We start from the raw sequence: 14887 nt of genomic DNA, 5'->3' as shown, positions 1-14887 counted from the left end.
GATTGTCTAGGTCAAAGGCTTTCCAGGAATCGAATCAGGTCCCGCAACTCTTGTGCAGGGAGCGGGTGCGCCAACTGGTGACCGTGCGTTTCGAAGACATCAGTCAGCGACGTCGCCCGGTTGTCGTGAAACAAACGGCGCAGGCGGCCGACGCCGCGCAGGCTGGGCGGATTGAATTTCTTCAGCCCTTGTTCGTCGGGCATGCCCACGTCGTAGACCTCGTGCGAGGTGAACGTCAGCGGCGGCACGTGACAACGATTGCAACCTTCGCGCAGAAAGATCTGTTCGCCGCGCGCCACCTGCTTGGCATCGGCTTCGTCGGCCGGCTGGGGCTTGAGCGGTGGAACCGGCGGCAGCGTATGCAAAAACGCAACGAGGTCATCGACATCAGCGGGGGCAATCTTGTCGGCGTGCATCGTCTCGCGCAGCGACTTGTGGACGTTGTCCTGCAGCGTCTTCATTTCGCCATTCCAACTCCACAAGTCGGTGAGTCGCGTGCCGCGCAGCGTTAAGACGCGCTTGGGTGTGCCGTAGGTATTGTCCCCGAGCGTATCGGCGAGCAGGCCATTCGTGTGACCATCGGTATGGCAACTATGACAACTCATCAAGCCATGTAACGACTGGCGAGCCGAAAAGAACAGTCGCTCGCCGCGCTCGGCAGGACTAAGCAGCCGAGCGTCACTCTCGGGGAAGAGGAGCGATTTTGTGACCACCGGTTGCGCGGGTTTCTTGGTATCGATGCGCGTAACCGAATCGTCGAGTTCGCCCAGCACCAGCGCCACGTCGTCGCGGGCTACGATAGTGCGCGGTCGCTTACCGACGGGCAATCGCTGAAAATCACCGTCCCAATCGCCCTCGCGGTACCAAACCTGATCGACGCCCGCCAGGCAAACCAACAGGCCCCGTTTGGTAAACGCGATGCCCGCTGGATCTGCATTCTGGTCGATGACGAGCGCCTCACCAGGTACGTCGCGAGGCAACTTGCTGGTCGAGCGCATCAGAACGTAAGACTTAGTGAAACTGCTCAGCCGATTCTTCATCAAGCTGCCACTACCGACATGTTCGCGCGTCGAGCCGAGCGCGGAATTCAAAACCTGGTGCGAACCGATGATGAAACCCTCGCGGGCGTCGCAGGCGAGTCCGCCGATGTTGTGAATCGCCCGTTGTTCGCTGCGATCGTGGCCGTCAAATATCGAGAGTTCGGCAATATCACCGCCAAACGCCGACGTTACCCAGCGCGTCGTGAATTTTGAGCCGTCGTGAAGACTGACCGTGGTGTTCGCCAACAGCAAGCGAGGCTCAAACGGAAGAGTTCGGGTGCGAATCTTGGTGAACGCCTCACTGCCAGCTTGCCAGGTCGTTATTTGGCGCGACCAGAGGGAGGCAACATCGACGTGGCGCTTGCCGTTTACTTCGTACGCGCACAGACTCACGGGAAACTCGGGCACGGCGTACCGTCCCCGCTCCCTCAAAGTTGCGTCGCCCACCCGCACCTGAATCAACTCGTGCGACTTGTCGTCGATAAGCAACAGATCGTCGCCGCAGCGCACAACACCGCGCAACTGTTTGCCGACAGCGAACTCGTGTTTGATTTCTCCGCGCTCGACATCCCACATAATCAGCGAGCCGCTTTTCGCACAGGCAATGGCCGCGAGCTTGTCATCGAGCCAGATCGCCGCGACCGGTTCGCGGCGAATGTTGCCGAGCTTGATCGAAGGAAAAGTGCGATCAGCGGCCAGCAGCGCGGCTGAACCAACCAGCAGACCCAGCGCAGCGAACAACCCGATCCAAAGAGGCTGTCGTGTTGCCGGCTGCCGCCACATAGCGATCTCTTTCGTGCGGGTCAGTAGCGACGGGGCGCGGCGGAGAAGGGATCGGCCGTAGACACGCCGAACAATTGCTTCACCGAGTCTCGCTGCAGGACGATGATTGTGAACACGCCGAGCGCGGTTCCCACGGGAACGCTCAGGCAGGTGATACAGGCAACGACCATGCAGAACAGGTGGCTGCGCCGCTCGGCCAGATTGCGCGCGGTGCAATACAGCAGGAAAGCTTGGGTCCAGAGTAGCACGATCATCAGGGCCGCGACGATCGTAAAAAAGCCGCCAATAAAGCCGAAGGCGACGCGCCCTTCGGGTTCGCCCGGAAAGCCCGACGCGCCGCCGAGCATCGCCAGGCCAACCGTCAAATGAATGACCGGAAAGCAGCCTCCCAGGGCCGAGAGTCCGGCCAACACGTAGTACAAAATCGACAGCAGTTGCAGATGCTCGCGATCCTGCCGCTCGATGGCCGCGTCGGCAAATTGAGGTTTCGGTTCCATGGCAGCAGAGAGACTTTCTGGCGGTAATGGGCGAATGGAGGCAAAGGATTACCAGACCATTCGTCCCCAATCAGCTTACCTTGGAAACTGTTTTTCCCAAAAGCCCCGTGGATGCCTGTAGTGGGTCAGTTTGAAATTGGTTTTTCGGGAATGTCCAACGTTTGCCTTTGTCGCATTAAGTCGCTCGGTAGCTTCTTTGTCGCGTCAATTGCATAGCCCGCAAGCAATAACTCACTGAGGCGAACAATATGCACCGTCGCTTCCTTCGCGGACAGAGCCAGAAGCTCCAGTTCGCGTTCTGCAACTTCCTCATCTACGCTGCGTGCTGCCAGAAAGCTCAAATGATGTTCGGCGATCCAGTGCACGTGTGTGTTTAGTCGATCTATAGCGAAAGCTACGGCATCGATTTCCGATTTGCATGGATCGCTTGGATGGCTGCCAGGGGGTAGCACTCGCGCCTTTGCTAAATGTTCTTCCATGAACCACATTCTAGCGGGGCCTTGGTCACTAGGCCGAATTCCACTGTTTGTACGGGCCGCGTTGCTTCGCTACTTCGACGGCAGCAGATACTACAATGCCCGCTCGGCTGGCCAGCGGTCATTGAAACAACTCGCCAAACGCCGTGCGCGTGGCTTCGACACCACGGCGAAGGATCACGGCGTCGATGCCAAAGCTGAGCATGCGGCAGCCCATGTCGTAGGTTCGCTTGGCAAAGCCAGGGTTCACAGCAATGGTGCCCCAGTTTTTGCCATGCTTCTTGCAAGCGGCAGCCACCTTGGCGTAAGCGTTCCACAGTTTCTCGTTGTCCCACTGGGCGAGAATGCCCAGTTCTTGGGAGAGATCGCTGGGGCCAACAAACAGCAGATCGACACCATCGAGCGCGGCGATGGCCTCGCACTCTTCGAGCGCGCCGAGCGTTTCGATTTGAATGGCAACGAAGGAATCGCGGTTGGCATCGTGAGCCAGTTGCGGCAGCGTCTTGCCACCATAGTCGGCGTCGTAACCGCTGGTGTTGAGGCCCCGAATGCCGCGCGGCTGAAACTTAGCCCACTGCATGAACTCTTCGGCATGCTTGGCCGATTCAATCCGCGCGGCCATCAGCCCGCCCGCGCCCGCTTCGAGGTTCGCCGTCGCCATGGCATAGTTGCTCATCGGCATCCGCACAAAGTTATCGAGCCCATTTGCCCGCCCGCAGGCTGAGGCGAGCACGATCTGCTCGTAACTGACCGCTGCATGTTCCTGGTCGATCCAAAAACCATGAAAGCCACCGAGCATGCCGACGACGTCGAAGACTACCGGATGAATGATACGGCCCGAACAAAAGATGCGGCACAGCGTGCCTTCGGCGAGCAGGGTCTTGAACGATTTCATGAGGCGGGCTTTCTCAAGGGGATGTGGGGCAATGATTCGTCGCCGGCAGAACTAACGTGCCAGGCCAGCGGGCAACTCGGACAGGCGTTCGATTTCGAGAATCTCACTGAAGTACCAAGGTTTGCCCGTGGCCTTTTTATAGCCGATGCACTTGGCCGGATACTGGACGCCATCATGCTCGCGCCACTCGCTGAAGCGGTGAATGTCGCTCCGCCATTCGAGGTGCGACAGGCGCTGCTCGGCTTTGTCAAAATAGAAGTCCAGCGGCGGCGTGATGGTGCCGCTGATTCGCAGCCCCAGCGTGGTGACGCCGTTTTCGGTCTTCTCGGGCAGTACCTCCAGCTTGGATTGTGGATCGGTGAGAGCGCCCAGGGTCCAGGCCCAGACCAGAAACGTCGCGGGCTCTTTCTCGTCCTTCACACGTTCCTTTTTACCGAGCCACCAGTACTTGGGCGGCTCCAGGACCGACGTCCGTGTGTTGCCTTTCTTCGTTTCGTCCGCACTCACATTCAACTGCTCTTTCATGCGAAAGAGCTTGAGCAGTTTCTCTTCGCCCCCCGCCTTTGCCACCAATTGTTTGACGAGTTCGGCCGCGTCGGGCTCAGCAGCCGCAGCTGATGCCGCGCCCAGGACGAACCAACACAACAACAAACGAGCAAGGCTGCGCATGTGACACCTGATGAACAGTGGGCTGGTGTTTGAGTATGCCGGAACAAGCGCTACTCGGCGAGTGTTCCGGGGGCATTCGATCTCTTACTTCTTCACGCCCGTTGTCTTCTGCAGGTACTCCACTTCCTTCGGGTCGAAGGGAGTGCCGTCGGTGCGGAAGATGTCGTGGAACCAGACCTTCGGCTCGGGGTTGGGTTCGGGCTTTTGCCAGGTTTCCCAGGCGAAGATGGTGTTGCTCTTGCCGGCGACAAAGCCCCAGCAGTAGCCGCCGATCTTCTCTTCTTTGAAGTAGCCAACGATCGGATCAAACGTGCTGCCAACCGGGCGGGCCATGTACTCGGTGCAGAGGAGCGGCCGGTTGTACTTCCGCAAGTTGGCGACCCACTCCTTGGCTTCGTTCAGCTTGCCGTACGTGTGAAAGGTGATGACGTCCGACTCTTCCAACTGCACCTTCTCCATGGGAATCAGGCGGGCCGCGTCAGCCTTATGGCCACCGAGCCAAGGGCCAGAAGTCACAGGCTGTGTCGGGTTCGCTTCGCGGGCCCAAACGAACGCTTTCTTCAACAGCTCGCGGGTCGCGGGCTGCTTAACGGCGGCGGGTGGCTCCTGCTTGAGATGGCTCTTGCCGTACGAATTGTCGTTCATGTTGTCCGGCTCATTCCAAATGTCCCAAACCTGCACGCGCGGGTCGTCCTTGAAGCGGCCGACAACGCCGCGTACGTATTCTTCGAGCAAGGAGTGCCGCGACTTATCAAGCAGATCTTTCTGACCGGGGCTTTGCACCCAACCCGAATTGTGCACGCCCTGTTTCGGCTCCCGCTGCTTGCCCAGCTTGGGGTTGGGGTCCCAGACGCTATCGAACGGCACCAACATGATGCCAATGCCGTGCTTCTCGGCGATGCCCAGAAACTGATCCATCCGCTTGAGCAAGCCTTCCTTATCTTGCTCCCACAGCAGGTGATGCAAGAAGACTCGCATCGAGTTGAAGCCCAGCGACTTGGCCCACGCCAGCTCCTTATCGATGACCGCCGGATCAAACGTATCGGCCTGCCACATCTCGAGCTGATTGATCGCATACGCGGGCGTGTAATTCGCCCCCACCAGCCAAGGCTGCTTGTCGTACCAGGCATTCGCTTGCTCCGGCGTCCAGCGCTCCCGAGCGTTTGCCGCGCAGGTAAGAAGCAGGACGGCGATTGTGAGTGCGAAGGTTTTCATGGACACCTCAGGTAGTAGATCGTAGGCCGGAACAAAGTGTACTCACGCAGTTCCGGCAATCCCTCGGACAACCGCTGCAACTGCGCAGAGACCGCTGGTTCGGGCCTACTGGCTGCGAAACGTAGCGCTGCATTTTCATCAGCCTTGATGATCCGACCGCGGTGCAATCCTGTCAATCAAGGGCAATTGAGTTGCCCGCTGACCCGCTTAGCGAAACCTCGTGTTGCTAACACGACTCGACAGCGCGCAGGCGGCGGCCAGTATCAAGTTGAAGATGGCCCCAGGGACGAGCAAGACCAGGAACCCAACGACATTTGCTTCGTTCGGGCCGATGTGAAAGGTGAGCAAGTAGAGCATCGTCGCGAGTTGGAAGACCGCTAAGCCTGCCAGCGAGAAAGCAGCTCCCCAGCGATTGGGAGCCGCGGCGCCCGCGACGAGTCCGATCCACGGAGCGCCCAGCACACCAATCACCGCGACGATGATGGGTGCCAGCAAGGGATACTCGCTGCCGAACAGATCGGGCACCGCGATTAGCGACACATAGTAACAGGCGAAAGGTTGCCCCAGGGCGAGTGCGCCCACGAGCGCGGCACAGCCTAGACCGACGAGGATTCGCCGGACGATGACCGCGCCGGTCGACTCAGGTAGCGGGCGAGTTTGATCCGCAGGGGGCATGGCAGGTCCTCGGGAGAAAACGATCCTCGGAAGAAAACGGTCCTTGGGCGCAAACGCCAACGCCAATCGAACGAAGCTGATCTCAGGCGATTCGCGGTACTTTGCGATTGTACCGGAATCATGCTCAAACGCTGGTGGCAGGAACTCGCGCGCCAGTAGTGAAGGCCCATTGGGAGGCGTCTACAAACCCTATCGCGTCCTCCTAACAATTGCCAAAGCACCAAAACATTTGACAGTTCCGCTCTCGCCGACTTACGATTTGCAACGGCAAAGAAGCCGGTGGCTATGATCCAGCATATTAAACGCGCTGGGGAAGGAACCCAGAGCGAGATCAATAACAGGCACACAGAGTTACGGTGAGGCAGCGATGGGAACATGGGGCGATTCGATCCTGGCGGATGACGACGCGCAGGATGTTTACGAGCACTATCGCAAACTGTTTAACGAGGGCAAGTCCCATGCGGCGGTCCTGCGAGAGCTGAAACAGGACTGGGCAGAGACCATTGCGGATAGCGACGAGGGACCAACCTTCTGGTTCGCGGTTGCGCGAGCTCAGTGGGAATTTGGTGAACTCGACAAAGCCGTTCTGAAGCGAGTTGAACAGATCGAGAAGAAAGGGCTCGGACTGGAACGCTGGCGAGAAGGCGGCCCGAAGCTGCTCGCCAAGCGCGAGAAGGTGGTGCGCGAGTTCCTCGAGAAGATCCGCCAGCCCAATCCGAAGCCGAAGAAGCCCAAGGCGGAAAAACAGCATCGGTCGATCTTCCAGCCGGGCGACTGCCTGGCGATCGAGTTGAGCGACGGAAAGTTCGGCGCGGCGATCGTGCTCGCCACGGACGATACGCACGTCCAGGGTTTTGACTGGGTCGTCTATCTGGAATGGCACGATGCCGAGCCGCCGCCACTCGACTTCTATACGAAGCGCCGCTGGTTCAACACCAAGCTATCCTGGCTCGATCGGGCGACTTGGGTCTTAGCCAGCACGTACCGCAAAACGAAGAACAAAATCCGCCACATCGGCAACGTACCACTCAAGGCGAACGATCCGCAGTCCACCGTTCGCTCGAACGGTGGTTGGAGTTCTGTCATCGGGGCCATCGAGCGATATTACGGCATCGAGAGCTGATCTTCTCGAGCGCGGCAGGTGACTTGAGGGAGGGAGCCCCTTCAAAATGTCACCAAAATGTCTCGTTGACATTCTTGACAAACGATCACTACTTTGCATCAATGTCAGAAGGTTCTTCGACAATTTAGTGAAGCAAGCAGCGGCGAGAGTTAGCTGAGGGGTAGGGTCGCGCGCAGATTGGCTTTGGTCAGCAAGGGGTATGGATGGCCGCCTGTCTTGCTGGGGAATGCCGTCGAACGGCTTGGCCTGCCCGGGTCGCACTTCACTGAGTGCAGTTTCACGGAACGACAGGCACCCGCTGCGGACGCCGGAGTGGTTATCAGTGGGTTACGATTTCAAGAACCGTTAGGGAATGATACTCGCCCTAATGACGAACGGAGCCGAGAGTGTCGGGTGGTTATCGTCTGCCAAAATGGCAGTGTTAACTGGTTATCAAACGGTTATCAAGAAAACGGTCAATAACTGGTTATCAATAGATGTAAGTGATCGTGGCGACGAGGTTTAAAGTGGCTGTTCAGACGCAAAAAATCGCGCGAAAAAGTTATCAAACTTTCGCTGCCCGCAGTAGGTTGGGGTGCATTGCAAGTGTGCCATGCAAGGGCAAGTACGCCGCCCGTACCCAGACACGGTGCGGCCCTGAAACACGCGGGGCCGAGCGAACCATAGGACAGCCATGGCAGACCAGCAGGCCTGCCGCCACGTTAGACGTCGAGGTTGCGAACTTCCAGCGCGTGGCGTTCGATGAACTCGCGGCGCGGTTCGACCTTCTCGCCCATGAGGACGCGGAACATATCGTCGGCGGAGCCAGCGTCCCGCATGCTCACTTTGAGCAGCGTGCGGTTGGCGGGGTCGAGGGTCGTTTCGCGGAGTTCTTCCGCGTTCATTTCGCCCAGACCTTTAAACCGCGTGACGGTGAGTCCCTTCTGACCGAGGTCGCGCACCGCAGTGACGAGCGAACGCAGGTCTTGCAGGCCCGTTTCGTGATCGCCCCGCTTGAGGATGTAGCGGGCTTCGTCGCTGCCGGTTCGTTCTTGCTGAATCAGCACGTCGATATCGAAGCCGAACGCTCGTTTGAGTTCGGCGAGGCCGGAGTTGATCGTGCGCACTTCGTGCAACTCGGTAATGTGCAGTTGCGGGCCAGTCTTGCCATTGCCGTTCTCGGCAGTCGCCGATTCGTCGACAGCCAACTCTTTACCCGCGGCCTGTTCTTGCTCCGACTTGAACTGGTCGAGTTCTTGCGCACTGACGAACCACTTGTCGTGTACGCCGAGAAAGACGTGATAGTAGGGCAATCGTCCTTCGGCGTCTTTTCGCAGAGCATGCGCCCGCAAGCTGATGCCGCGACGTTCGAGGGCGATGATGGCCTCGTCCATATCGGCGAGCGTGGTGCAGAGCTTGGTCATGTCGGCACCGCTGATGACTTTGCCATCGCGGAGGTCGAGTTCGCAGTCGGAGAGACCCTTGTTGAGCAATTGGGACTTCATCTTCTCTTCGGTCTGCACGTAGTACGTGTCTTTTTTGCTCTTCACGCGGAACAGCGGCGGCTGAGCCACGTAGACATGGCCGCCGGTGATGAGCGAGTACATTTGCCGATAGAAGAAGCACAGCAGCAGTGTGCGGATGTGCGAGCCGTCGACGTCGGCATCGGTCATGATGATGACCTTGTTGTACCGCCGCTTGCTGAGATCCTGTTCATCGCCGATGCCGGCACCAATGGCCTGGATCATGCTCTGCACTTCTTCGTTGGCGAGCACTTTGTCTTCGCGCGATTTGTAAGCGTTGATGATCTTACCTCGCAGCGGCAAGATCGCCTGGAACTCTCGCAAGCGACCACCTTCGGCCGAGCCACCGGCCGAATCACCTTCGACCAGGTACAGTTCGCACTCTTCCATCTTCTTGCTGAGGCAGTCTCGCAACTTGCCGGGCAAGCCACCGCCGGAGAGGGCATTTTTGCGAACGCGAATCGCTTCTTTCGCCTTGCGAGCTGCTTCGCGAGCTTCGGCAGCGAGGGTCGCTTTCTTCAGAATGGTTTTGGCGACCTTGGGGTTCTCTTCCAGGAACTTGCTGAAATATTCACCGAACGAAGCGTTGATGATGCCTTCGACTTCGGCGTTGAGCAGGCGGTTCTTGGTCTGCGATTGAAACTGAGGATGCGGCACGCGGACCGCGATCACGACCGTCAGACCTTCGCGGAAGTCTTCTCCGCTGACGGTGATGTCTTTGAACATGTCCTCTTTTTTGCCGTACGAGTTGAGCGTGCGCGTGAGTGCCGTGCGAAAGCCCACCACGTGCGTACCGCCGTCGGGCGTATGAATGTTGTTCACATAGGCGTGCAGGTTTTCGGTGTATTCGTTGACGTACTGCAAGGCGATTTCAAACTGCACGCCATCGCTTTCGCCACTGACGTAAACCGGTTCGTTGTGAATGGCCTCGGTGGCACGATTCAAATACTCGACGTATTCGACGATGCCCCGCTCGTAGTGGAACTCTTCGGTCTGGCCGTTCCGCTCGTCATGAAACTTGATGCGTACGCCGTTGTTGAGGAACGCCAGATCGCGCAGGCGCTTCTGCAACTTGTCGAACTGGAACTTGGTGGTGGTGAAGATGGTGCCGTCCGGCTTGAAGCTGACCTTGGTACCACGCTTGCTGGTCGCGCCCATGCGCCGAGCTTCGCCCTGCGGAACGCCTCGCTCGAACTCTTGTTGGTACATGTGGCCATTGCGGAAAACCTGCACCTCGCACCACTGCGAGAGAAAGTTCACGGCTTTGATGCCGATGCCGTGCAAACCGCCCGAAGTCTTGTAGCTCTTTTTGTCGAACTTGCCGCCGGCCTTCAGGTTGGTCATTACCACTTCGAGCGCCGTGACTTCCCGACCTTGCTTGACCGATTCTTCTTCGTGACGATCGACGGGAATGCCGCGGCCGTCATCCTCAACACTGCAAGATCCGTCGTTGCGAATGGTGACGAGCACGTTCTTGGCATGCCCAGCCATCACTTCGTCGATGGAGTTGTCGACGAGTTCATACACCAGGTGATGCAAACCCTGCTCGTCGATATTGCCGACGTACATACCCGGCCGCAGACGAACGTGATCGACGTCGGACAAGTGCTGAATCGACTCGGAATCGTAATCGTCTTTTCCAGCGGCATCGTTTGGATTTGTTGATTCGTCGGCCATCGTTATTCACTGTCTCGTTTTAGTACGGTTTAACTGACTCGTAACTGTCCCTAAATATCCAAAGACTTAACTGGACATACCCTGATCCTCTCGTTTGCGTCGACGGGCGGCCACGACGCCTTGGTGCCAAATCTTGTCGAATGTTTCTGGATGGGCAACAAAATGCTGCTGCAGAAACGTATACACCGCAGAGTCGGTGAGCGGATTGAGTTCGGGATTCTCAATCTTGTGACGAGTTGCTCCTGCGAAGCGAGGGTCATCCAGACGAGCCATGATGACCGCTGTCAATCCGCTACGCAGATCTGAACCAGTTGGAAAGTCGTCGCTCTGAAAATTCATCTTCTTGGCGTAATTGTGAACAGCTCGTGTGATCCCTCTGCGCAATCCAATTGCCGGTGTACCTCCCTCAGGCATGAGTTCATCATTCACGTAGGTTTGAATCAGTTCGCTTTCCGCAATGGTGAACTGAAGTGCAAGCTCCAACTGGGTTCCTTTTCCTTCGGCTTCCAATCGCAGCACATTCGTATGCACCGGATATCGCGAACACCATTTGGTGGGTGATTGGCGACCCCAATTCAAATCCTGCACCAATTGGCCGATGCCTTGCTCGAAATGCAACTCCTGCGTTCGTTCATCATGAATCTTGGCAATCAGCCTCGGATGAAGGTAAGCCAGTTCGCACAAACGCGTCTGCAAGCGATGGTATTCAAACTTCGCCCCACACTCGAAAATCTCCGGATCGGCGTGAAACGTGACCCGCGTGCCATGTTTGCTAGTCTGACCAAGCCGCGCAAGATCACCAACGACCTCGCCTTTCGCGAAGCGAAGTTGATACTCGAATCCATCTCGCCAAACCGTAGTTACGCAACTCTGCGAAAGAAAATTGACGGCCTTCAAGCCAACACCAGAGGTGCGGCGCTGATTTGAAGACTTGATCCTTCGTAGAATTGTCATTGCCACTTCGAGTGTGGAAATCTCACGACCTAACCTTGTTGATTCCTCTTCGTGGCGATCAACGGAAATTCCTCGGCCATCATCCTCGACACTCAGGCTGCCATCACTGTGAATTGTCACACTGATTTGCGTGGCATGTCCCGCCAGCACTTCATCGACGCTATTGTTGATCAACTCACCAGCCAGGTGGTGCAAGCCTTGCTGGTCGACGTTACCGATGTACATACCCGGGCGCAGCCGCACATGCTCGCGGTCGGTAAGTTTGCTGAATTGTTCCGCCGTTTCGCTCATGCCAGTTTTCCCACGCGGAACTTGATGTCCTTAATCTTTTGATCGGCGGCGCTGATTGCCAGCGACTTCACCAGTTTGGCTTTGACAAACGTTAGTTCTTGCAGCACGGCCGAGTTGATGACCAGCACTTCGAGCACGCCCCGCTTCACTTGGCCAGCTTTGGTTTGCGAACTGAATCGCTCACCGACGGCCTGGTTCCAGACGGCATCGAGCGAGGCGGCTTGCTGCACGTTGGCATAGCCACGTTTGACGAGCAACTGGCCAACGACGTCGCCCATCGATTTGGCGGCTCGCACCGGCACGCGACGACGCTTGTAGTCGTCTTGCAGGTAGCGCTCGTCTTCCGAGGGTTTGGGTTTGGTCATCTCATTCATCCATGAATGGTGCGGGCATCACGGCGGAACAATGGCTCATTAGCGGTCACGCGAAAGTGGCATCACCACGTAACCATAGCGGTCGTCATCGGCCAGGAAGACCGCGGCGGTCTCGGCGTTTTCGATTTCGAGCGTGATGTTGGTTTCGGGGCTGAGCACCTTCAAAAAGTCGGAGACAAAGCGATGATCGAGCGTAACGACGATCGGCGGACCGTCGTAGGCAATCGGCAGTTCCACTTGAGCCTGACCGATGTCGGCCGTCGAAGACAACAGCGTGAGCGTGCCCGGCTGAAAGCTGAAGTCGATACCTCGGCTGTCGTTATTCGTCACAACAGCTGCCTGGCGAAGGCAGGCGTGCAACGGACCGACCGTGAGCGGAATTCGCTGCATGTCGCGGCGATTGGGGAACACATCGCGCCAGCGGGGGAAGCGACCTTCGACCAGGCGCGAATAGAACGTGGCTCGGGGCGTGCGGACGAGCACGTCGTTGCCGCGAGCTGCCAGGTGGACTTCGCCGTCGGAGTCTTGCACCGAGCGATTGAAGAGCCGCATCGACTGCGTGCGGATGATGGTCATCGTATCGCCGGTCTTGTGACCACCGACCGACGACGCTGGCCCTTCCATACGCGACAAGCGACGACCGTCCGTACCAACCGCAATGATCTTGTTTTCGTCCAGTTCGACCAGCACACCACCCAGTGCGTAACGGCTGCTTTCCAGGTCGGTGGCAAACTCCGTTCGCGAGATGATCTGGCGAAACAGAGGTGCGGCAATGACGTGATATTTCTCTTCGGTGAACTTTGCCACCTCGGGAAACTCTTCCGGGTCGTTGCTGGGGAGCTTGAACTCGCTTCGTTCGCCGCGAACGATCGTGCCCCGCGTGGTCGATTCGATTGTCAGGAACTCATCGCTGCTTTCACGCAGCAACGCGCCCACGTGGCTCACGGGCAACACAATGCTGCCGGCCTGATCCACTTCGACACCTTCGACGTTTACCCGCACGCCCACTTCCATGTCGGTGGCCGAGAACGTCGCACCGTTGGCGTCTACTTCGAGCTTGACGTTCTGCAGAATCTCTTTGGGGCTACGAGCAGGAGCAAACAAAGCTGCGGTCTGAAACGAGCTAAGTAACTTCTCGCGGTTACAACGAATCTTCACTGGCTGTCCTTTCAACGTCTGCTGCAGTGGCTCTCAAGGCGACTGAGCGTGTCTGTTACTTGGTTCTTGTATTTAGAGATCTTAAGTATCTGGTAGTAGTAGAAAAGCGAGGCTCGCGGCTGTCGACAGCGCGAGGCGCGATTGCTGCAACAAGTGTGTGAGCTGCGACTTGAGCCTGTTCGGGGAGCCAATTCAGCCCGTTGAAAAGCCGTCGCGCGACTGTCGCCCAATTGTGTGTGCTGCTGTGAGCCTGTCGATGAGTGACTGGCGAGCAAGATCGCGCGATCGACGGCCGACGAATCGACAGACGGCCGTCGACAACCATCGACAGGTTTTCCCAACGATGAGCCGGAAGCGAAAGCGGCCGGAGATTTTGCCGAGAGAGAACAGAACGAACTTTGGGCGCTAAAGCTTTTGTGTCGAACTGAGTTTCGTTTGCTAGCTTGAACCACGAAGTTCATCGGTGAACCTCCGTAGCGGTTAGCTGTTGGCGCAGATGTTCGACGTGCTGACGCAGTTCGGGATCGAGGTCGATGAGTTCGACGATTTTGCGGGCCGAGTGCAGAATGGTGGTGTGATCGCGTTTACCGAGCAACTCGCCGATGGTGGCAAAACTGGCTGAGGTTAATTGCCGAGCCAGATGAACCACGACGCCGCGAGCCATCACCAAATTCCGCTGACGGCAGTCCCCCTTGAGCGAGGTGAGGGAGATTTCAAAATGCTTGGCAACAGCTGAGACGATCTGCCGGAGCGTGGCTTTTTCGTCGGGAACGTGTTCGGCCAGCAGTTCGTCGACGAGAGCTTCGTCGATGCTACGCATGTTGGTCTTGGCCAGGTGAGCCAACTGCAGCAAGGCATGGCGCAACGAGGCGGCGGTCAAAAAAGCGGGTGTCGAGAGCGTTCGTTGGACGAGCCGTTCGCGGGCGTCGTTCGAAAGGTCCAGCTGCTCGCGTTCGGCATAGTGGGCGAGCAACGCGGCCCGCGTGGCTTGTTCCGGCGGTAACAGCGGCACGCATAGACCGGCCGAGAGACGGCTGATCACGCCCGGCGAGAGTCCGGCCGTTTCGACTGGCAGTTGCTTCATGGTGACGACCACGAGCGAACCACGTCGCACCCAGCCATCGAGACGGTTTTGCAGTTCCTCGAGCGGCGCGGCTCGATGAGCCAGTCGCTGGAGTTCGTCGATCAGCACGATATCGGCCCGGCCCATCCGGCTGCGATATTCGGCCACCGAGTCGGTTTCCAGTGCATGGCTGGCCGCGCGAGCAAAGTCAGCCCCGGTCGTGCGAAAGACGTTGGTTGTTTGCAGATGTTGGGCACGCAGATCGACGAGCAACATCGCCAAGCTGGTTTTGCCGGTGCCGCTATTGCCGCAGAACACCAGCGGATTGAACGCCGGCTGCGGTTCGTGAACGAGGGTTTCCAACCGGCGGACGATCGCGTTCTCGGGGCCAAACAACAGCGGCTCAGCGGGTGAAGTGCTGGCGCGCGACCGCGCTGCAGAAGACGCTGTTCCTGCTGCCGATTGAGAGGCGAGAGTGAAAGTGCCGCTGATCAC

General features: G+C 58.0%; 13 protein-coding genes. 1 reads left to right on the top strand and 12 read right to left on the bottom strand.

All coding sequences use genetic code 11. From position 1 onward, the window contains the following. Positions 1-11: 11 nt before the first annotated feature. The 7 genes from NA78x_RS00065 to NA78x_RS00035 all read right to left on the bottom strand — a co-directional run bounded on the left by NA78x_RS00065 (position 12) and on the right by NA78x_RS00035 (position 6250). The gene (locus NA78x_RS00065; protein ID WP_425616367.1) at positions 12-1781 is read right to left on the bottom strand and encodes a cytochrome c peroxidase; all 1770 of its coding nucleotides are present in this window, start codon (positions 1779-1781) and stop codon (positions 12-14) included. 62 nt (positions 1782-1843) lie between these two features. Next, complete coding sequence (locus NA78x_RS00060; RefSeq protein ID WP_425616366.1) at positions 1844-2320, bottom strand: hypothetical protein; 477 nt, start codon at positions 2318-2320, stop codon at positions 1844-1846. 125 nt (positions 2321-2445) lie between these two features. After that, positions 2446-2799: a hypothetical protein gene (locus tag NA78x_RS00055; RefSeq protein ID WP_425616365.1), complete on the bottom strand. Its 354-nt coding sequence runs from the start codon at positions 2797-2799 to the stop codon at positions 2446-2448. A gap of 118 nt (positions 2800-2917) precedes the next feature. After that, positions 2918-3691, bottom strand: a complete 774-nt coding sequence (locus NA78x_RS00050) for an HpcH/HpaI aldolase family protein (RefSeq protein WP_425616364.1) — start codon at positions 3689-3691, stop codon at positions 2918-2920. A 51-nt stretch (positions 3692-3742) separates the two neighbouring features. Then, the gene (locus tag NA78x_RS00045) at positions 3743-4360 is read right to left on the bottom strand and encodes a hypothetical protein (protein ID WP_425616363.1); all 618 of its coding nucleotides are present in this window, start codon (positions 4358-4360) and stop codon (positions 3743-3745) included. 84 nt (positions 4361-4444) lie between these two features. Next, on the bottom strand, positions 4445-5575 hold the full coding sequence (locus tag NA78x_RS00040) for a cellulase family glycosylhydrolase (protein WP_425616362.1): 1131 nt from the start codon (positions 5573-5575) through the stop codon (positions 4445-4447). A 207-nt stretch (positions 5576-5782) separates the two neighbouring features. Continuing rightward, positions 5783-6250 carry a hypothetical protein gene (locus tag NA78x_RS00035; protein ID WP_425616361.1) on the bottom strand — a complete coding sequence of 156 codons (468 nt, stop codon included), beginning with the start codon at positions 6248-6250 and terminating at the stop codon, positions 5783-5785. Positions 6251-6617: 367 nt separating this feature from the next. Here NA78x_RS00035 and NA78x_RS00030 point away from each other — a divergent pair, with 367 nt between their 5' ends. Continuing rightward, complete coding sequence (locus NA78x_RS00030) at positions 6618-7373, top strand: hypothetical protein (protein WP_425616360.1); 756 nt, start codon at positions 6618-6620, stop codon at positions 7371-7373. Between the two features lie 701 nt (positions 7374-8074). Here NA78x_RS00030 and NA78x_RS00025 read toward each other — a convergent pair. The 5 genes from NA78x_RS00025 to NA78x_RS00005 all read right to left on the bottom strand — a co-directional run bounded on the left by NA78x_RS00025 (position 8075) and on the right by NA78x_RS00005 (position 14887). Further along, a complete protein-coding gene (locus NA78x_RS00025) occupies positions 8075-10552 on the bottom strand; it encodes a DNA gyrase subunit B (protein ID WP_425616359.1) in 2478 nt (825 codons plus the stop codon). Between the two features lie 66 nt (positions 10553-10618). Next, positions 10619-11797 carry an ATP-binding protein gene (locus NA78x_RS00020; protein WP_425616358.1) on the bottom strand — a complete coding sequence of 393 codons (1179 nt, stop codon included), beginning with the start codon at positions 11795-11797 and terminating at the stop codon, positions 10619-10621. Next, positions 11794-12162, bottom strand: coding sequence for a DUF721 domain-containing protein (locus NA78x_RS00015; protein WP_425616357.1), 369 nt, complete (start codon positions 12160-12162; stop codon positions 11794-11796). Before NA78x_RS00015 ends, NA78x_RS00020 begins: the two co-directional genes overlap by 4 nt. A 48-nt stretch (positions 12163-12210) precedes the next feature. Then, positions 12211-13329, bottom strand: a complete 1119-nt coding sequence (dnaN, locus tag NA78x_RS00010; protein WP_425616356.1) for a DNA polymerase III subunit beta — start codon at positions 13327-13329, stop codon at positions 12211-12213. 457 nt (positions 13330-13786) lie between these two features. Continuing rightward, positions 13787-14887 carry a helix-turn-helix domain-containing protein gene (locus tag NA78x_RS00005; RefSeq protein WP_425616355.1) on the bottom strand — a complete coding sequence of 367 codons (1101 nt, stop codon included), beginning with the start codon at positions 14885-14887 and terminating at the stop codon, positions 13787-13789.

It is taken from the genome of Anatilimnocola aquadivae, assembly GCF_049819085.1.
GTDB lineage: Bacteria > Planctomycetota > Planctomycetia > Pirellulales > Pirellulaceae > Anatilimnocola.
This window is presented reverse-complemented; position numbering and strand designations above follow the sequence as displayed.